21 protein-coding genes are annotated in these 19,926 nt (G+C 34.0%); 4 read left to right on the top strand and 17 right to left on the bottom strand.

Annotation, left to right across the window (positions count from 1 at the left end; genetic code table 11):
- The 14 genes from A9G10_RS08405 to A9G10_RS08470 all read right to left on the bottom strand — a co-directional run bounded on the left by A9G10_RS08405 (position 1) and on the right by A9G10_RS08470 (position 11,650).
- Entirely contained in the window at positions 1 to 471 is a 471-nt protein-coding gene (locus tag A9G10_RS08405) for an ApeP family dehydratase (protein WP_065559104.1), read from the bottom strand.
- On the bottom strand, positions 471 to 1,652 hold the full coding sequence (locus tag A9G10_RS08410) for a beta-ketoacyl-[acyl-carrier-protein] synthase family protein (protein WP_065559105.1): 1,182 nt from the start codon (positions 1,650 to 1,652) through the stop codon (positions 471 to 473). Before A9G10_RS08410 ends, A9G10_RS08405 begins: the two co-directional genes overlap by 1 nt.
- Entirely contained in the window at positions 1,649 to 2,227 is a 579-nt protein-coding gene (locus tag A9G10_RS08415; protein ID WP_065559106.1) for a DUF3261 domain-containing protein, read from the bottom strand. Before A9G10_RS08415 ends, A9G10_RS08410 begins: the two co-directional genes overlap by 4 nt.
- A 34-nt stretch (positions 2,228 to 2,261) precedes the next feature.
- Positions 2,262 to 4,550 (bottom strand): MMPL family transporter, encoded by a 2,289-nt coding sequence (locus tag A9G10_RS08420; protein ID WP_065559477.1) that lies wholly within the window; start codon positions 4,548 to 4,550, stop codon positions 2,262 to 2,264.
- A 4-nt stretch (positions 4,551 to 4,554) separates the two neighbouring features.
- Positions 4,555 to 5,160, bottom strand: coding sequence for an outer membrane lipoprotein carrier protein LolA (locus A9G10_RS08425; RefSeq protein ID WP_065559107.1), 606 nt, complete (start codon positions 5,158 to 5,160; stop codon positions 4,555 to 4,557).
- A 2-nt stretch (positions 5,161 to 5,162) separates the two neighbouring features.
- Positions 5,163 to 5,579, bottom strand: a complete 417-nt coding sequence (locus A9G10_RS08430) for an acyl-CoA thioesterase (protein ID WP_065559108.1) — start codon at positions 5,577 to 5,579, stop codon at positions 5,163 to 5,165.
- Positions 5,569 to 7,320: a glycosyltransferase family 2 protein gene (locus A9G10_RS08435; RefSeq protein WP_065559109.1), complete on the bottom strand. Its 1,752-nt coding sequence runs from the start codon at positions 7,318 to 7,320 to the stop codon at positions 5,569 to 5,571. The genes A9G10_RS08430 and A9G10_RS08435 overlap by 11 nt, the downstream gene beginning before the upstream one ends.
- Positions 7,311 to 7,688 (bottom strand): 3-hydroxyacyl-ACP dehydratase FabZ family protein, encoded by a 378-nt coding sequence (locus tag A9G10_RS08440; RefSeq protein ID WP_081299161.1) that lies wholly within the window; start codon positions 7,686 to 7,688, stop codon positions 7,311 to 7,313. Before A9G10_RS08440 ends, A9G10_RS08435 begins: the two co-directional genes overlap by 10 nt.
- Entirely contained in the window at positions 7,681 to 9,066 is a 1,386-nt protein-coding gene (locus tag A9G10_RS08445) for an AMP-binding protein (protein WP_065559110.1), read from the bottom strand. The genes A9G10_RS08440 and A9G10_RS08445 overlap by 8 nt, the downstream gene beginning before the upstream one ends.
- A complete protein-coding gene (locus tag A9G10_RS12615) occupies positions 9,036 to 9,389 on the bottom strand; it encodes a hypothetical protein (RefSeq protein ID WP_143425987.1) in 354 nt (117 codons plus the stop codon). The genes A9G10_RS08445 and A9G10_RS12615 overlap by 31 nt, the downstream gene beginning before the upstream one ends.
- 222 nt (positions 9,390 to 9,611) lie before the next feature.
- Positions 9,612 to 9,860 carry an acyl carrier protein gene (locus A9G10_RS08455; protein WP_065559112.1) on the bottom strand — a complete coding sequence of 83 codons (249 nt, stop codon included), beginning with the start codon at positions 9,858 to 9,860 and terminating at the stop codon, positions 9,612 to 9,614.
- 4 nt (positions 9,861 to 9,864) lie between these two features.
- On the bottom strand, positions 9,865 to 10,128 hold the full coding sequence (locus tag A9G10_RS08460; RefSeq protein WP_065559113.1) for a phosphopantetheine-binding protein: 264 nt from the start codon (positions 10,126 to 10,128) through the stop codon (positions 9,865 to 9,867).
- A 26-nt stretch (positions 10,129 to 10,154) separates the two neighbouring features.
- Positions 10,155 to 10,949, bottom strand: coding sequence for a lysophospholipid acyltransferase family protein (locus tag A9G10_RS08465; protein WP_065559114.1), 795 nt, complete (start codon positions 10,947 to 10,949; stop codon positions 10,155 to 10,157).
- The gene (locus A9G10_RS08470) at positions 10,931 to 11,650 is read right to left on the bottom strand and encodes a beta-ketoacyl synthase chain length factor (protein WP_065559115.1); all 720 of its coding nucleotides are present in this window, start codon (positions 11,648 to 11,650) and stop codon (positions 10,931 to 10,933) included. The genes A9G10_RS08465 and A9G10_RS08470 overlap by 19 nt, the downstream gene beginning before the upstream one ends.
- A 152-nt stretch (positions 11,651 to 11,802) precedes the next feature.
- On the opposite strand from A9G10_RS08470, the gene A9G10_RS08475 reads away from it, so the two are divergent.
- The 4 genes from A9G10_RS08475 (at position 11,803) to A9G10_RS08490 (ending at position 17,019) form a co-directional block, all read left to right on the top strand.
- Positions 11,803 to 12,870, top strand: a complete 1,068-nt coding sequence (locus tag A9G10_RS08475) for a methyltransferase (protein ID WP_065559479.1) — start codon at positions 11,803 to 11,805, stop codon at positions 12,868 to 12,870.
- Positions 12,871 to 12,907: 37 nt separating this feature from the next.
- Positions 12,908 to 13,306: a hypothetical protein gene (locus A9G10_RS08480; RefSeq protein ID WP_065559116.1), complete on the top strand. Its 399-nt coding sequence runs from the start codon at positions 12,908 to 12,910 to the stop codon at positions 13,304 to 13,306.
- 386 nt (positions 13,307 to 13,692) lie between these two features.
- Positions 13,693 to 15,393: an aspartate-alanine antiporter gene (gene aspT / locus A9G10_RS08485; RefSeq protein ID WP_065559117.1), complete on the top strand. Its 1,701-nt coding sequence runs from the start codon at positions 13,693 to 13,695 to the stop codon at positions 15,391 to 15,393.
- 30 nt (positions 15,394 to 15,423) lie between these two features.
- Positions 15,424 to 17,019 carry a bifunctional aspartate transaminase/aspartate 4-decarboxylase gene (locus A9G10_RS08490; RefSeq protein ID WP_065559118.1) on the top strand — a complete coding sequence of 532 codons (1,596 nt, stop codon included), beginning with the start codon at positions 15,424 to 15,426 and terminating at the stop codon, positions 17,017 to 17,019.
- A 277-nt stretch (positions 17,020 to 17,296) separates the two neighbouring features.
- Here the strand turns inward: A9G10_RS08490 and A9G10_RS08495 are convergent, their stop codons facing one another.
- From A9G10_RS08495 to A9G10_RS08505, 3 genes are read right to left on the bottom strand one after another with little or no spacing between them, the layout of a single operon-like run.
- The gene (locus A9G10_RS08495; RefSeq protein WP_065559119.1) at positions 17,297 to 18,301 is read right to left on the bottom strand and encodes an aldo/keto reductase; all 1,005 of its coding nucleotides are present in this window, start codon (positions 18,299 to 18,301) and stop codon (positions 17,297 to 17,299) included.
- Positions 18,302 to 18,330: 29 nt separating this feature from the next.
- On the bottom strand, positions 18,331 to 19,122 hold the full coding sequence (locus A9G10_RS08500) for a Vgb family protein (protein ID WP_065559120.1): 792 nt from the start codon (positions 19,120 to 19,122) through the stop codon (positions 18,331 to 18,333).
- 25 nt (positions 19,123 to 19,147) lie between these two features.
- Positions 19,148 to 19,921 (bottom strand): SDR family oxidoreductase, encoded by a 774-nt coding sequence (locus A9G10_RS08505; protein ID WP_065559121.1) that lies wholly within the window; start codon positions 19,919 to 19,921, stop codon positions 19,148 to 19,150.
- Positions 19,922 to 19,926: the final 5 nt, after the last annotated feature.

A 19,926-nucleotide genomic window follows, 5' to 3' on the forward strand; every position in this document is an offset into this window, starting at 1 on the left:
CTATCCAAATCGTTGTTGACCAAATAAATTGTCTAATTCGCATTCATCTGGTTCATAAACATTTAATTTTCCGGTTGTAACGATTTGTTGATTTATCGTAATTTTGCATTCAAAATTAGCCAATTTGGCATCATTAAGTACTAGATCTGCATGAATCATTAAATGACTATTGTATGGAAAGGCGTTTAACGTACTTTTAATTGCGCGTCCGCCTAATAACATACCAAGTGTGGGTTTCTGATAATTCACCATGCCATGATAACCATTCCATACACCTATGGTTTGAGCCATTAACTCGATGGCATAAAAATTTGGTAAAGCATCATCTTCATTTAAAAAAGGGGATAGTATGCCTTGTTTATTGACCTCAACACTGCAAATACATTGCTGCTCATCAACAAAGTGAACCTTTTCAATCATGACCATTGGTTTTTCATGTGGTAAATAATAACTTGCTAAATGATATTGCATTAAACTTTTCCAATTATAAGTGATGTATTATTGCCTCCAAATGCAAAAGAATTTGACATTATGATCGGTTTTTTTAACATCATTTCTTGAGTAACTATGTTAATTTCATCCAGATTTTCATCATATTGCGATATTGAAAAATCTTGTTTAGGTAGATAAATGTTTTGTTCAAGTAATAAATAACTAATTGCTAATTCGGTGGCCGCAGCACTACCTAAAGTATGCCCAGTTAGGTGTTTCGTTGAGCTACAGGGTGGCAATGTTTGATTAAATAGTCGGTAGACTGCTTTACTTTCAGCGATATCATTCAATATGGTTGCTGTACCATGTAAATTGATATAACCAATTTGGCTTGGTTGCAATTTTGCATCATTAAGAGCTAATTGCATCGCTTGTTCAGCACCAATGCCTTCGGGATGAGGTGAAGATATATGATAAGCATCGGAGGATTCGCCAGTACCTAAAACGGCAATGTTACTCGTTTCGGTTTTCGTTAATAAAAATATTGCGCCTGCTTCACCAATATTTATTCCGTTACGATTTTGGGCAAAAGGCATACAAGGATTTTCTGATAGAGCTTCTAAAGCATTAAAACCATTAATAGGCATTCTGCCTAGACTATCTGCACCGCCCACTATTGCAGCATCAACAATACCTGCTTCAATAAGTCGCTTACCACTGATAATTGCTCTGGCGCTCGACGTACAAGCAGTTGATATGGTATAGCTTGGGCCTTGTAATTTTAGTAAAGCCTTAAGGAAGGAAGACGGATCCCCCAACTCTTGTTGATTGTAGGTAAATAAGTTTTGTTGATTATTATTGGTTAAACAATGTTTAATATAAATATCACCTTCATGAATTCCCGATGTGCTGGTTCCCATTATGATAGCAACACGTTGAGTACCGTATTTTTTGATAGTTTGATGAATTTCATGCTGAATTTGTAAATAAGCTGCATACAATAATTGATTATTGCGTGTTCCATATTGGGATAAATGTTCCGGTATATCAGGTAAGTTATCTTTCACTTTGCCTAACCAGGTTTTTTTCCCATTTAATAACCAGTGATTTTCTTCAACTAGACAGTGTCTGGCGCCAGATTTTGCTGTTAAATTTTGTTTTATCTCTGTAAGGTTATTACCTAAAGCATTAATTGCACCAAGTGCCGCTATATATATCATTTAGCTGTATCCATACTTTGTATAATAATTTGATATCCAAATATTTGATGTTCAATTCGGATCGGTTTGCGGATCTGATCAGACAGTTTTTCTTGATAAGTTATGGTCAGTATAGGTTCATTTTTATCATCTGATAAGATTCGATTAAACTCATTATCAACCAGAATCCAACCTTTCGGTAATGAAGATTGCCACGCTTTGGTTGGTAAAATGCTAAACAAAATATCTGATAGAACTTGCTCAGGAGGAGGCAGTTCTTTAACAAAAATGTTCTGTTTCGTTTTAATATTTTTTCCGTCATATTCGAGTTCAAATAGTCGCACTCCTAATGCAGATAGGGCAACAACTTTCAATTGATTTTGATTCGCATCCACTAAAGTAATAATTGAATTTTCGTGATTGTGGTATTTAAATTTAAGAAGTTGTTGGTCGTGATAAGTTTGATCAAACTTAGGCGATGGCAATTTAATGTTAACTTGTTTAGTTAGCCAAGCTTTTGGTTGTTCTGATTGATGTGCACACGCTGAAATGAGTATTGTTAATACTAAAACCAGTAAAACTAAATATTTCTTCATCCAAAATTTCCTGATTATTCTATTTATTTGTGTTCTATGTTTTATTTCTTATAACAAGCGGAGCAAATAAAAAAGCGCCAAATATGCCACTTGTTAAAACTAAACCAAATCCCATAATTGCACTAGTATGGCTAATAATAAGTAAACCAAACGATAATAATGTTGTTAAGGCAGCCAAAGTCACTGCCAGTAGTGCACTTTGAGTTTGACTTTTATCATTACTTAAAAATAGACTATAGTCTATACCGATGCCAATGACAAGAATCAGCGCTAACATTGAGAATAAATTTATTGTTTGTCCAATTATACCATGTACCGATAGCGCGATACCGATTGATAACAGTGTCGGTAATGTGCTTTTTAACGCAAATATCAAACCTTGTTTGATATTATAAAAAATAAAGCACAAACAAATAATTAATACGGCTCCAGTCATTAACTGTGATAAATGAATTCGATAATGGGTAAACATCGTATTAAATTCCGAACGACGATCTAACCAATAAATACCTTGATCTGGTTTGGATAACGCTTTAAGTTCAGTTAATTGCTTAATACCACTAATGGGAATTAATGTTGCACTTTTCCCATCTTTCAATGATAACCAGAGTAACTTTCTACCTTGACTAATTACACTTTGTTGCCATTGTTCGGGAGTGATAACATCAATAGGTTGCACAATGTTTGGTGGATTTGCATTAATACCTAATTGTTGCAATGAAGCTAGGATTTCAGGGGCATATTGCTGAATCAGCGCAACATTTTTTTGCTGTTTTTTAATAGAAGGTAAATTAATTGTTTGATATTGTGCAAATACGCCTTGTTGTTTTGCATGTTCTAATTGTGGGATAAAATTTTCAAGCCGCTGTAATGTTTGCTGAGCATTATCGCCAAAAACAATAAACCACTTTTGTTCGTTTGATTGGTGTGTAATACTGACTATCTGTTTTTCCTGTTGTTGTAGTTCGGCTGGCAAAGTTTGTAATTTACTAATATCATCATCAACTTTTAAATGTATTAATCCATAAGCAATGAAGATTAATGCAAAGATCACCATGCCCCATTGCATCACGCTCGATTGCCAAAGCTGAAGCCAAAAAGTTAATAAATGTTGACCAACTTGTTCACGAACAGGTAATTTTTTAACTAAAAAAGGATACCAACATACGACTGTTAAAAATGCACCAGTTAAACCAAATACAGCAAAAACAGAAAGTTGTTTTAAACCAGGAAATGGGGCAATTAATAAAATAAGATAGGCTATAAAGCTGGTGCATAATGCAATGAACAATGTAGAAATTAATTTTATCAAACTGCTCATTGCTGATTCACGATTGCCATGAAGCAAACGTTCGGTTAGATAGTGCAATGAATAATCAATTGTGATGCCGATGATACTGGTACTCATGACAAGTGTCATAATATGAATTTCACCAAATATAGAGAGTACCGCAACTAATCCACAAATCATACCAATAAAAATTGATAATAATGAAAGAAAAACAGGTCTGACAGAACGGAATACCGTAATCATTAATATAATAATGCCAATAATGGATAAACTGCCAATCGTGGTAATATCTGCTTTTGCCTCAGTACTTGCGTGATCACTATAGAATAGTACGCCCCGTTTTAAAATTTGAGTATCAGGCCACTTTGTTTTTAACTGCTCAGCTAACAAATTGAGTTGTGTCACTATTTGATGGGAACTATTCATATTAAACGATGAACCGTTTAATTCGGCATAAATCATATACCAGATATCACCTTGTGCATCTTGGGCTGCCAGCCAATTATTTTTTACGGTTAAATGATGTGTATCACTTAGTTGATTTAGTTGAGATGAACGGGTAAGTAATAAGGGATCGTGGTTAAGTTCGGTTGCACTAACACCACTAAATGGCGAATAAAGTTGACTTTGAATCCAACTAAATTGGGTACCAGTCTTAAGTCGCTCAATGGTTTTTACATCCAATAATTGGTAACGATATTGATAAGTATAAGCCCCCCAATTTTGTTGAAAATTTTCATCAATTAGCCCATTAACTTGAGCGATGAAAGATTGTTGTTTTAGATTTTGGTACCACCATGCTATGGGGGCTAAATTATTGGGATCAGTCGGTTTGATTAACCAAACCAGTTGTTTATCAAGCCTGTCTTGAAATCCATTAATAAGTTCTGTTGGCACATCGTGAGTTTGTTCTTTCGGTAACAGTGATAGGACACTACTGTTGAGTTTGCTATTCAACATAAGATAACCGAGCGCTAGCATTAAACCCAAAACCGCTAATAGCCACCAAATAGCTCGTTTTTTTGATTTCATTGAATTATTTGAATAATGATAGTTCATGTTCTGTCAAATTAGCCGTTTGATGTTTTGAAAAAGTGATCACTGTTTTATCATGTTGCATATCATTAAGGGTTATCGTATTTAAATGTTTATGACCAGTTAGAATTATCTCTTTAAATATTTTGTTCAATGGCGCAAGTTTGGGGGTAAGGATAAGAGTCCATTGATGATTTTGTTCTGACAAATTTATCATGAAGTTATTTTCTAACTTTTGTTTATCAGCAGTGAAAATAGCTGTTAGCAAATGGTTAAATTCGAATAATTGAGGTTGATTTTCAGCGGTAATAATTTGAGGCGTTTGATCATCGATGCGTTGCTCCATTCTTTGATTATTCATTTTCAAAGTCATCGTAAAAGGTGTTTGTTGTTGCCACCATAGTCCCCATTTTGGGGATAAAATCATCTTTCCGGTTGAATGAAGCGGATTGGATAATCCATTTATATAACGATTTTGTGTAAAATCAGCTCGAATCACCTCATTTTTACTGAATTGGCGTTGCAGTTCATCAAGTGTGATAGCGTAAGTCAGGCTTGAAAAAAATATTGCAAGAGTAGTCAATAGGAGAGCAATAAATTTATTCATTTTTATAATCCAAATTGATTTAAAAAAATTTGAGGGGTGATAAAGCTCATTTCTTGTGTTGAAGCAGAAACGGCAACTTGTATGGTATAGCCCGATGTCATTTTTTTTTCGGTTTTAGCATCTAAAATGAGATAATTAATTTTTATCCGATGTTCGTATTCTACCAAGGTAGCAACAATTTTTAATGTTTGTTCTGCTATTGTCGGCGATATGTATTTTATTCGCGTATCAACAATCGGCCACAAGTAGCCAGAGTCGATCATTTCTTGATAACCGTAATTAAATTTTTGGAATAGGGCTTCTCTTGCCTTTTCAAAAAATTTTAGATAATTACCATGCCATACGACTCCCATTGCATCTGTATCATGGAATGAAGTGGTATATTCGATGGTTACGCTGTGTTTCAAATCATTTTTCATTGCTTTTATTTCTTATATTTAATTTATTGGGATCGGGTTGACTGAGTTGCCAAAAATCAAAAAAATTAAACCAGTCTAAAGGGGATAAAAGGCAGTAATATTCTAATCTTTTTGCGTAAGTTTGGATGATCATTTCCAGTTCAGCTTGGCGATTCTTTCTTGATGTAATTAGTTTATCGGCAAAATGTTCTAAATAGACTTGATAACGCCCATTGGGTTTCAATCCCCAAACTAAATAGACAGGGTAACCTAAAGCTGATGCCAAAACAAAACTACCTTTAGGAAATGGCGCTGGTTTACCCAAAAAATCAGCCCAGATTACGCTGTTTTCTTGAATTCTTTGGTGAGGATTGCTTGATGTTCTATCACCCACAATAGCGACCCATTCACCTGCTTCAAGCTTTTGTTTAAGTAAGATTGCTGTATCTGGCCCTAAGCTATCAACTTCAATTAAATTAAAGGTTGAGGCTTGATTGACTTCTTTTAATACTTGGTTAAATCGAGCGGCATTTTTTTTAAACACTAATGCATTAATTTTTACATCATGTGAACATTCTGCAATGGCTCGGCACATTTCTATGTCACCGAGATGTGAGCAGATCAACACTATGCCCTGTTTTTCATTTATTAAATCGAAAAATATTTGTTTGCTGGATGAATAAATATCTTGAATGTTGATATCACCTTGCCAGCTGGCTAATTTATCTAATAGGGAATCGCCAAAACGCTGAAAATGCCAAAAGGAAGTAAGGTGTTTTTTATCAACTAATGGGACATTTTCATAAAATTGTTTAATTTGTTGCAAATAGTTTTTAGATGCCTGACGTTGTTTTTTTCCGGTTAACCAAAAATAGCTAATAACTGGAAACATGATCGTTTTTGCCACTTTTTTGCCAAAAATTTGGTAAAGTTTGAGGATCAATTTGATTCCCCAAAGACCTTTTCTTTCTTCTATCTGTGACCAATGTGATGGTAAAGTCTTTTGGGATGTGTTTCGCTTAAGTAATGTTGGGATACGTGGCAACATTCCAAAAAATAATCGGGTATGCATCCATGTGATGAGTAAATTATCTTTTAATGGTTTAAAATGAGAAATCCCATCTTTAGGATAAGTAACTTGAGTAGGAACAAAAATCGATGGCATACCTTGCCAATACAACCTCACCATAATATCTGTATCAAAATCCATTCTTTTGCCAATTTGATAATGTGAAATTAAATTACACGTTTGTTGCAAAGGATAGATACGTAATCCACACATGCTATCTTTAATTGAAAATGATAAGGTTTCAACCCAGACCCAAAAATGAGTAATATATCGGGCAATGAGCCGATGTTTAGGAACAGAGCTATCATAAACAGGGCAACCCGAGATAAGTGCATGCGGATTTAATTGTGACTGATGAATCAATTCGGCAATAATGTTGGTATCATGTTGTCCGTCTGCATCGATTTGTATCGCATAGGTATAGCCTTGATTTAAAGCATAATTGAGCCCCGCCATAACCGCCGCTCCTTTACCTTGATTAATCGGTAAATGAATTAAAGTTACCCACGTAAATTGGCTTGTGATTTGTTTAAGTTGCTCCGCTGCATCGGGGTCGCTACCATCATCGACTAGAATACAAGCTAATTGATAAGATTCAATGCGTTTAAGTACGTCTGATAGCGTTTGACTATGATTATAACAAGGAATAACAAAGCAATAATCTGTTGCTGAATGTAATGACGCTACTGACATAAGGTTAGCTTTCCTGAACTCGCAACTTTAAGGCTATCATTGTTGGTAATGGTATATTTAAATTCAAGTTTATTGGATTGTTTATGCCAAACTAAATTTAAAATAATAGGATCATTAGGCAAAACAGGGCATTGAAATTTAACTATATCGATTGATATTAGATTAAATTTTTTGCCAAAGATTTGATTAGCATAATAAATCGCCCAGTTTAGTTGAACAACGCCCGGTAATAATGGTTGAGACGGAAAGTGTCCTTTAAACCAGAAAAGATCATCTGGAACAGTAAATTCAATGCTTGCTTCTGTTTTAGTCAAATGATCTATTTCGCTAACATTGGTTATTATTTCATTTACATATTTTTTATTCATTATTCTTCTTTAACGCATTAAACAATGCTTTTAATTCAATGTAACTGGATTTTCCTTGAGAATTCTTAGGAAGAAACTCAACAAATCGCCATCTTTTGGGCATTTCAATTAATGATAATGTATCTTTTAATAAAAGTCGAAAATATTGTGTTAATTTTAAGTGATTGTGAGTTTGCAAAAGTTTTTTATAGCTTGGCGTTAATTGAATTACAGCACCAAGTATTGTTCGATTATTTTGTTCTAATGGAATAATTATTACTTGTTCAACTTCGTTAAGTTGATTAATTTTATTTTCTATATGGGTAAGTGATACTCGATTTTCAGAGATCTTAATTATTTTGTCTTTCCGTCCCGATAAATGAAAGTGCTGATTATTGACTATTTTAATTTTATCATTCAAAACTTCAGGTTGATCTAATAATGGCGTGTATAAAATGGCATGCTGCAAACTTTGATCATATTCAATTCGCATTGAAGAAAAGATCGTCCATGGCGTGTTCGGCTGGGTTTGTTGTCGAGTAGCGATAATACCGGTTTCACTTGAACCATAGATTTCATTTGGTAAAACGCCCAAATTTTCGAAACAAAATTGTGATTCTTGATAACTTAGTTTACCTGCGGATGAAATCACTTTATCACAATTTATCACGGGTAAATGATTATCTAACGTTTTAATAATCGACGGGGTTGTGATGTATATAATACGTTTATGCTTGAATGTTGCCAAATGTTCTTGATAAAGCACGGGTTCACAAACAAAAGGTATTTTACAGCACAGTGATAACATGATTTTAAACGTTAATCCATACATGTGTTCATGTGACACAGATGCAATGACAAGATCATAAGTTGTTTTTCCCCAATCCTTATTAAGTATTTCAATTTCATGTTGTAACTGATAAACCGATTTTTCAATTGGTTTTGGCAGACCTGTTGAGCCAGAGGTAAAGAGCGTTAATGTCTGCTGTTTAAAATCATAAGTTAATTGTTGGTTTTCATTGCAAAAATTTGGTAAAGGTAATTGATTAATATTGATGATCTTCTTATCGATAAATTGACTGCTATTTAGCTCGTTATCGGTTAAAAGAGCGGTGTAGTATCGGCGCATCTCTTGATGAGATGGATTAAGAAGTAGCGGCTGTTTTCCTGAATAAAATAATGCCAATAATCCCGCTACGAAATTAAAACTATCATGCATTGATAATGCCCATAGTTGGTTATTATCGTGTTTTAATGCATGGCAAATTTCGAATACTTTGGTTTTAAGATCCGCAATTGTTAAAGGTTGTTTGTGCCTAAATGCGATAACTTCTTGTTCTGATCGCAGTAACTGCTGTGATAATAAATTTAACGTTGAAATTTTTGACGGATTAGCCATTCCATACCCATACAAATTCCGATTAAAAGGTAGCTAATTAAGCCATTATAAATTGTCCACCAATACATGTTTTCAAGTAAGCACGTTATTAAGGCGACAGAGCCATTAAAAATAAAAAATAGACTCCAAAAAATAGTCACATTACGTTTATAACGTATAGCCTGATTGGGTAATTGTGGATTGTTCATTCTGGCAAATTTTTCAATTATTGTTTGTGGTTGAGTTAATGAGTAACTAAATACAATAAAAAATATCAAATTAACGGCTACCGGATAAAACAGTAGGAGTTGATATTTTGAAAATAGCCAGCTAATTACGGTCAACAATAACCCAAAGCATGTTACAACTATGCTTAGCCATTTAATATTTGAAACTAGTTTAGGTAATGTGATTAACCTAAAAACAAATAAAAATATCAAATAAAAAATAGCTAATTCAATATGTTGGTAGTGTAGTGATAAGTAAATAATAAATGGATAAAAGACAAATAAAATATTGGTTATCTTGTTTATTATTGACTTAACTTTGTTCATATTATTATTTTATTATTGATTATTAACTAGCTTGTTGACTGCTTCAACAACATCCTGGACTGTTCTTACCGATTTGAATGTCTCAGGATCAACTTTTTTACCAATCTTTTTTTGAAGATGAACGACTAAATCAACAGCATCAATACTATCAAGATCTAACTCTTCGAAAAGTTTTGATTCGGGTGTAATATCGTCTGGCGATAATTCGAACAGTTGTACAAGTGCAGATTGAACTTGTTCAAAAATTTGTTGCTTATCCATATAATTAGGCTCCTTGTTGTTGAGACACGATAAAATCAGCTAATGTTTTAACAGAATAAAACATTTTTTTGGTATCATCACTTTCAGCGGATAATACAATACCAAATTGGTTTTTGATTGCTAAACCAAGTTCTAACGCATCAATAGAGTCTAAGCCTAAACCTTCACCAAATAGGGGAGCTTCAGTATCTATATCCTCAGGCGTGATGTCTTCTAAATTTAATACATTAATTATTAACGTTTTAATTTCATTGTGTAGTTGTTCCATTAAAGTACCTTTATCTTTTCTCTAACTTAAATATTCTCAGCCTGAATCAGGACAGAGGTTAAATATCGTGTTAATTTTCTTGCTGCGACGGTGGTATTGGGTTCGACAAAATCATCAATCGAAATTTTTTCACCAACCGTAACGTTGAATGATGTTTTTTTGATAGGGATGTCATACCATTTTTGTTGCTTTATCAAAAAAGGAGGATCGCACTGGATATGAATAAGCCGAATATCGGCATGACAACGTAATGCAATATTTGCTGCACCTCGTTGTAATTTTATCGGTTGATCAGGAACGGTTCGAGTTCCTTCCGGGAATATGAGTATTCGCCCATTGTTGGATAATATTTGTTGGCATTGTGGTAATATCTTTTCCGATTCCGCATTTAATATATATCCGGCTGTTTTGATAATACGACTAATAAAAACGTTATTTAATAATGCGCCTTTGACTAAACAATCGCAACGTGGCATAACAGACACCAACAGTACCACATCAAGCAAAGAAGGGTGGTTTGCCACAATCAGACAATTTTTATCTTGTTTCAGCTTTTCCAGTCCTTCAAATTGATATTGAATTATCCCTAATGATTTTATAATGCCGATAAAAATTTTAAAGCTAATGCTTATACTATACTGAGCAATCGTTATTCGGTGGTTTTTATTCCAAATGGCTAGTCTTAACAAACTAAACCATAAAATTGATAAGACAACAAAACCAAAAACGCCAAATAATATGAAACCAAATGCTATTGCGAATAATCGCCAACATTGATTGAAAGTATAGATTTTTTTTGAGGTTACTGATTTAATGTCCATTGCCAATCTTGAGAGTTTCCTTGAATAATAAAATGTCTTTGTTTACACAAATAAGCGTGTAAAAAAGCGATTGATTGAGGATAAATAGGTTGGTAAACCTGTGATGATTTATCAATGCTTTGACAACTTAACTGATCACCGCTGGTTAATATATAGCCAACAGCATAAGCAGGAACATGATAATTAATCTGTTTTTGGTAGGTTTCTGGAACAAAACCATCAAAATCGACAAGCAACACCTTTTTGTTACCATGATGTAAGATTGAAAATGCTTCAATTAAACCCTGTTGAAAGCTGTCATTGTGTGCAGAAATTGAGCTAATGGGTATGCTTCTATTACTGATAATAGTGACTAATCCCGATGCCGTATTATGTACAGAAAGTGCGAAGTCGGTCGGTGAAATATCATGATTTTGATTCATCGAAGTTAGGATTTTATGGGTTCTTTCCAATTCACCATGTTGGCTGGTGAAGATCGCTAAATCCAAATGATTATTGTCAATCAGTTCAAGTCCAACGTCCACAGCTAATCGAGAGCCCATACTCATTCTTCGGGCTTGCATCATCGGTATTTTTTTTGTTTTTGGTAAGGGCATATCCCAATTATGATTAAAAGATGTTGACCATAATTCCCAGTCAGATTTTGTTGCGAGACCAGAAGATAAAGCAAACCAATTTTCAATGGTAAAAGAAAAATTCATTTTTATTTCAATTTTTTAATATTTTAATTATTTAATTCTTTACTTAACACTATTTTGTAATATTATTACAAAAAAATATCCTTTAACGGATAATTTACTAATACAATACATTAAATCAACAAAAAGGCAATAGATTGACTGGACAAGAAAACATTAGATATGGATATAACGAAGATAAATACTCTGCGTTAGAGGCGATAACAGAAGCACAAAAAATCGCATTTTCGCCTATTTTATTTCAAGCAGTCCTCTGTATGAGAGATAAAGGAATTTTAGCAAGTATAGACCGAGCAAATACTGACGGAATAACGGTTGATGAAATTATTAAAGAGATTGATTTATCTGAATATGCAATCCAATTATTACTCGATATTGGTTTAAGTATGCATGTCATTTATCAACAGCATTCCCGTTATTTTTTGGCAAAAATTGGTCATTATTTATTGCATGACAAAATGACGAAAGTTAATCTTAATTTTACTCAAGATATTTGTTATGAAAGCATGCGCTATCTTCAATCTGCTCTTGAATCGGGAAAACCAGAAGGTTTAAAAGTTTTTGGGGATTGGTCAACCATATATCCTGCCTTACAAGTGCTACCTGAACAAGCCAAAAAAAGCTGGTTTGAATTTGACCATTTCTATTCTGATCATTCCTTTCCTGCCGCTTTTTCACATATTGAACAATTAAATCCAAAGCATATTTATGATGTGGGAGGCAATACAGGTAAATGGGCACTTTTTTGTGCTAAACAAAATCCGAATATTAGAATAACGCTTTTGGATTTACCACAGCAAATTCATGTTGCCAAGCAAAATATTCAACAAGCAGGTTTATCTGATCGGATTGACGGCTTTGAAGTTGATTTATTGAAAGATGAGATTTTACCCAATCAAGCTGATGTTTGGTGGATGAGTCAGTTTCTTGACTGTTTCAGTCGTGAACAAATTACTCACATTTTAAAACTAATTCATCGCAGTATGAAAAATGATGCAACAGTTTGCATTATGGATTTGTTTTGGGATAGACAGACATTTGAGGCCGGTGCATTAAGTTTGAATGCCTCGTCTTTATATTTCACCTGTTTAGCAAATGGCAATAGTCGTTTTTACCATTCTAAAATATTTTATCAATGTTTAAATGAAGCAGGGTTTCATGTTGAAAAAGATATTGATGGCTTAGGTTATGGACATACGTTGTTAATTTGTAAAAAACGTTAAATCAAAAATTAATCACTTTTATTCAAGGAGTAAACTAATGAAGTTTTTTAAGTTGATAATAGCCACTTTTTTTGTTTGTCTATTATTTGGTTGTGCCAATAAATATGAAACACCAAGAACAGTTGAGTCATCATCGCAGGGTTTGAGTAAAGAGCAGGTTAAAAATGCTATTTTAGCGGTGAATAAAAACCGTGATACTCGATATGGTATTTGGAAACTAGATTTAATTGATAGCAACAATATTCGTGCATCATTATTAAATCTAAAATATGAAGCTACAATGAATATCAATTTCTCTTCAGAAGGCTATAAAATTCAATATAAATCAGTCAGCCCAAATTTAGTCAATAAGAAGGGTGAAGTTCATCGTAACTATAATCGTTGGGTCAATGATCTAGATTATAGAATTCGCCAAAATATCTTCAAAGTCCAGTAAATAAAATCAATTTGGAATAGAATTTAATCTCTACTTAAATTTGTCCAAAATTGATAAAAATTAAGCTCACTTTATAGTGAGCTTAATAATTTCCTATTTTAGTGCCAATTTTATTTAATGATAATGCACTAACCTTCTAAAGTATTCTCGAATTTGTTTAAATAATTTATCATAGTAAAAATTCCTTTTTTTCAAAAAGGAACAAATAAAATTTTTTATCATTTTTCTAACGATGATATCAATTGTTAAAATTAACTTTCTATTCTTTAAATAGCAGTTTAATATATTAATGTATTCATAAAAAAATAGTGAATATTCTTCAAATTCCTTTTTATGCCTTTTCTTATATTCTTAATTCATCATTTTAGCACTTGAGGACAATAATTATGTTTCAATGGCTTTCAAATTGGATTTTAGATGGACTCAAACACTCACCAGAAATATTATTATTTCTCTCATTGAGTTTAGGTTATTTAATTGGTGGGATTCGTATTGGTAAATTTCAGCTTGGTGGCGTAGCCGGTTCATTGCTTGTCGCTGTAGCACTGAGTGTATTTGGTGTAACTGTTGATGCTGGCGTTAAAGCGGTACTTTTCGCACTATTTATTTATGCTGTTGGGTTTGAAAGTGGTCCGCAGTTTTTCCGATCTTTAGGAATTAAAACATTACGAGAAATCTTTTTAGCACTTTTCATTGCGGTTGCAGGTTTTGTGACTGTGGTTGTTTTAGCAAAAATATTTCATTTAGATAAAGGGTTGGCAGCCGGTCTTGCCGCAGGGGGATTGACACAATCCGCTATTATGGGTACTGCTTCTGATGCGTTAACTCAGCTTGGTTTAAGCGCAGAAGAGCTAAGTCGTTTACAAGGTAATGTCACCATTGGCTATGCTGTAACTTATATCTTTGGATCACTCGGTGCCATTATTGTTTGTGTTAATATTTTACCTAAAATCATGGGTAGAGATATCAGCGATGATGCAATTAAGGCGCAGGCTGAACAACTTCATGGCTCGATGTTATTAGGTGCTAATCAAAATTTTGCTTTATCTGATATTAGTGGGCGTTTATATCGGGTGACAAATAAGATCAATCAAAGTGTTTCAGATATTGAAAAAACCGTAAATGGTATTAGCATTGAACGAATAAAACGAGGCAATAAAATTCTTGAGGCGACACCTGAAACCGTGATCAAAGCTAAAGATATTATTTTAGTTGTTGGTCACCGTGATGCCATGATCCAAGCGCATGATCTTTTAGGTACAGAAATTAATTCTACATCGGGTATGGATGTGGTGATGAATACCCAAGATGTTGAAATGCGTAATTCTCGTTATGTTGGTGAGAATTTAACTCAAGTACTTTCATCTGACGAAGTAATCAGTTTAAAACACGGTATCTATTTAGTTGCGATTCATCGCGATGGTCAAAGCCTTCCATTAAACAATGATATTGTTTTAAAACTAGGTGATGTGATAACCATTTATGGGGCGGATAGTGATCTTCGACGTGTTATTGACCGAATTGGCGCACCGATTACCAAAAGCGAAAAAACAGATTGGATATTTCATGGTTTAGGACTTGTCGTTGGGCTGATTATTGGATTAATTGTAATTCGTGTTAGCGATATTCCAATTACCTTAGGCGCTGGTGGTGGTGCATTACTTTCTGGTCTCTTATTTGGTTGGTATCGATCTTTCCATCAAACCGTCGGCAATATTCCAACAGGCGCTCTGCAACTTTTAAAAGATTTTGGTCTAGCAGGCTTTGTGGCAGTTGTCGGTTTAAGTTCTGGTCTTCAAGCAATCGATACCATTAAAGAACAAGGGTTATCACTGTTTTTAATCGGGGTTGTGGTCACGTTGTTACCGATGTTACTGGCGATTTATTTTGGTAAATATGTGCTTGGTTATAAAAACTCTGCCGTATTTGCCGGTGCTTTAGCCGGTTCACGAAGTGCTAATCCAGCCTTTGGTGAAGTACTAAATAAAGCAGGTAATTCAACACCGACTAATTCTTTTGCTATTACCTACGCACTGGCGAATGTGTTCCTAACTTTATTAGGTCCATTGGTTGTGGCTTTTGTTTAAGCAAAAAACTCAAATTAAAGGTAAAAGATTATGAAGAACAAATCAGAGTACGCAAAATATGCTAATTTAAGTCCTTTTGAATTAAAAGATAACTTAATTAAACTTGCCCAAAGTCATCCTGATCATGCTATGTTAAATGCAGGACGCGGTAATCCTAATTTTTTAGCAACTTGGCCTCGTCAAGCTTTTTTCCAGCTTGGTGTTTTTGCTATTCAAGAATCCGAAATGTCTTATTCTTATCTCAATGAAGGGGTAGGTGGTTTTCCAATTAAAGATGGATTAACAGGGCGTTTTGAACATTTTATTCGTCAAAACTACAACACACCAGGTGTTCCATTCTTAGGTAAAGCATTTTCGTATATTCGTGATCAACTTGGTCTTGATGAAAATGCATTTTTACAAGAAATGGTAGAAGGAATTTTAGGTTGTAATTATCCTGTTCCTGATCGAATGCTACGATTCAGTGAAAAAGTCGTTAAATCCTATGTGTTAAGACAAATGGGAGCAAGCTATCTAAATATCGATGATATCGATCTTTTTGCAACCGAAGGTGGTACAGCCGCCATGGCTTATGTTTTCAATTCGATGAAAGAAAACGGTTTGATTCATAATGGCGATAAAATTGCAATTGGTGCGCCAATTTTTACCCCTTATCTTGAAATTCCAGCGTTAAATGATTATCAATTAGTTGAAGTATTAATTAATTCGGATCCTAATTTAAATTGGCAGTATCCTGAATCAGAATTACGTAAATTAGAAGATCCTGCTATTAAAGCTTTCTTCCTTGTTAATCCATCTAATCCACCTTCCGTAAAAATTGATGATAAAAGCTTAAAAATTATAGCTGATATTGTCAAAAAACGTCCTGATCTCATTATTTTAACGGATGATGTGTACGGTACATTTGCCGATGATTTCCAATCTTTATTTGCTATTTGCCCTAAAAATACCATTTTAGTCTATTCATTTTCTAAATATTTTGGGGCAACCGGTTGGCGTTTAGGGGTAATTGCAACAGCACAAGATAATGTCATTGATAAAACAATTCGATCATTGCCAAGTAAAGCAAAACAAGTTTTAAATAAACGTTATAGCTCTATTGTGACCGATCCTGAAAATCTTAAATTTATTGATCGTTTAGTTGCTGACAGTCGTGCAGTTGCATTAAACCATACCGCAGGACTTTCAACACCTCAACAAGTGCAAATGGTATTATTTGCACTCTGTGAAATGATGGACACGGATGAGAGCTATAAAACGACATTAAAAACATTGATTCGTCGTCGTGCGGCTTCGCTATATCAGCATGTGGGACTGAAACATAAAACAGATGGAAACAGTGTAGATTACTATACGCTAATCGACCTTGAACACATTTGTCGTGAACTTTATGATGATAAATTTGCCAAATGGATTCTTAAAAATAAAAATCCGTCTGAATTACTATTCAGAATTGCTGATGAAGCAGGTGTGGTGCTATTACCAGGTAAAGGATTTGCTGTGCAACATCCTTCAGCTCGTGCCTCATTAGCTAATTTAAATGAGTATCAATATGCGGCAATTGGCTTATCGATGCGTAAATTGGCTCAAGAGTATTATGATGAATACAAAGGTAAGAAAAAATAGTTGAAGATTTTAATCGTAATCATGCTTTAAATGAAAAGCCCTAATTATTTAGGGCTTTTTTTATTTAATATCGAAGTTTTAATAATGAACAAAATTAAAAATAGTGTTTATGAAGATTGCAAACTGATTATTTTTTTAATGATTTTTATTATCTCTATTTGGTATAGAAATAATATTTAAGCGATAATTGTGTATCACCTGTTACCTATATTGCTGATTGATTTTTTCAATAATGCAACATTAGGATCTCATTGTTCAATGCTCAGTCAGGGTATTTTTAAAAGATACCTTTCATACCTTCTGGTGTATAGCGGTCTCCTTTAATATCAATACGATTTTTTAAATCATTGAGAATGGTAATATCTTCTTTTTCTAGCGTAACAAAACAGGCATTAACATTTTCGAACAAATATTTTTCTTGTTTGGTACCAGGAATAGGAACAACACCCTCCCATTGCGCAAGCAACCACGCTAAAGCAATTTGACCACTTGTACAATCATATTTAATTGTCATCGGTTTTAGTGCATTTAATAGTAGTTTGTTGTGCTCAATGTTCGCATCTAAAAATCTTGGGTTAGTTTTACGAAAATCACCGTCTGCAAAATCTTTTCCTGACTGATATTTTCCTGTCAAAAAACCACGCCCAAGCGGAGAATAGGGAACCAAGCCAATATTTAACTCTTTTAATAATGGCAATAGATTATCTTCAATATCCCGCGTCCAAAGTGAATATTCAGTTTGAACAACATCGACAGGAAAGACTGAATGTGCGCGAATTAATAAATCTTTTGGTACTTCACAAAGACCAATATGCTTAATTTTTCCCTCTTTTACTAATGTAGCCATCGTTTCCATCGTTTCCTCAATTGGGTTTTCGGGATTGATTCGATGAATATAAAAGAGATCGATTTGTTCAATACCTAATCGTTTTAAAGATGCTTCACAGCATGATTTTATGTATTGAGGAGCATTATTTATTTTTCTTTCATAGCCAATAGTATTGTTTCTATCTATTCCACATTTAGTTGCAATACATAATTGTTCTCGTTGTGATGACGTTAATTCTTTTAACAATGTTCCAATGAGTAATTCATTTTGCCCACGACCATACATATCAGCAGTATCAATCAAGGTTATACCACTATCCACAACGGAATGTAACAACCTAATAGAATGCTGATCATCAGTAGGTCCATAGAACTCACTTAATCCCATAGCTCCATAACCTATTGCACTAACATTAATATCTGAGCCTAACGTTCTTTGTGGTAATTTATGCATTAAAAAGTTCTCCAATTTGTCCATCATAATTAATCATTATTAAAACTATATACCGCCCCATCTCCCCAAGTTCCTATATAATAATGATTATTGTATAAAGCTAATGCAACAGCACCAGATAACGATGAAACTAATGTATCTAATTTTTTAGTTTTTACATCAATTTGACGTACCATATTGGCTCCATTATCAATTACCGCAACCACACTAGGCGAAACCGTGACAATACCAACACCTGGTCGAGTAAATCCACTACCTAACTCAGTTTTATTGCCATTGTGGGCAATCATTGTTAAACGACCGCTATATTGAGAAACTACTAAACTATTATCAGGAAGTTGAGTAACGCCGACGGGAGTAGATAATCCTCGTACGATAATTTCTTTCTGACCACTGTTCAAATTGAGTGATACGATTTCACCCGTCGAACGATTGGTAATAAGCAAATTTCCAGAATTTGAAAATGCAATGCCTGTCGGGGTATGATAACCGTCAGAAATTTTTTGAGCTTCTCCATTTGCGGTAATTTTTAAAATATAATCATCACTATAAGAAGATACATAGATATTATCTTGTTTATCTATAACAATTCCAGCGGGTGAGGAGATATTTGAATAAACGGTTTGTTTATTGCCTTTAGTATCTATTTTAACCACTGAATTACCAGACCAATTGGTCACATACATCGCCCCAGAACTGTCAAAGGCAATTCCGGTTGGAGCATTAAATGATTTAGAAACAGTTTTTAATTCGGCCATACTCATAGCTCCATAAAAAGTAGAAAAGATAAAAATGAGGGTAGATAGTAAAAATTTTTTCATAATAGGTATTCTCCTTAAAATTGTTTTAATAACCGATTGATGCTCCACCATCAAGATTGATTGAAGCACCGTTGATATAACCTGCTTTTTTACTGAATAAAAATACAATGGCATTGCCTATATCATTGACATCAGTAAATTTGTTTAATGGATTCATTTTTCTGAAATCATCATTCAATGATTCCGCAGTTGTTGAGAAAGATTGTGCGAGTCTGGTTGAGGTTTTGTGCCAAGATTCAGATTCGGTAATCCAAGGATTAATGACGTTGATGCGAATTCCATGCTTTCCTAAATACTTTGAAGCAGCTTTAGTAAAGCCTGATAAGGCTGCATTGACGGTACTATTTATAATGAAATCGGGGTTTGGATCGTAACAAAATGTTCCATTAATAATGACAACTTTTCCTTCACGCTTATTGACTGACATTAATTTTGTGACCTGTTTGGTCATATTGATTGAGCCCCAAAGTTTACTTTGAAGGGAGGCTTCCCAATCATTTTTAGAGGATGAAAAATAATCAATTGGTTCTCCCAGACCAGCGGCATTGACTAACCCGTCAATGGGTGTGTTTGCCCAAATGGATGATAATTTTTCAGCAACTTGATCTTCTTGAGTAATATCGATGATCTGAGTAAGAATATTCTTATTGTTTGTTAACAACTCTAATTCTTGATGAATAGCGGATAATTTATCTGAATTTCTTCCTACAAGAATAACCCTGTAATGATTTTCTAGAAGAACCTTTGCAATCCCTTTGCCAATTGACCCAGTTCCACCCGTTACCATAATAGTTTCCATATTAT

The organism is Gilliamella sp. wkB308 (genome assembly GCF_001690185.1).
Taxonomy (GTDB): domain Bacteria; phylum Pseudomonadota; class Gammaproteobacteria; order Enterobacterales; family Orbaceae; genus Gilliamella; species Gilliamella apicola_I.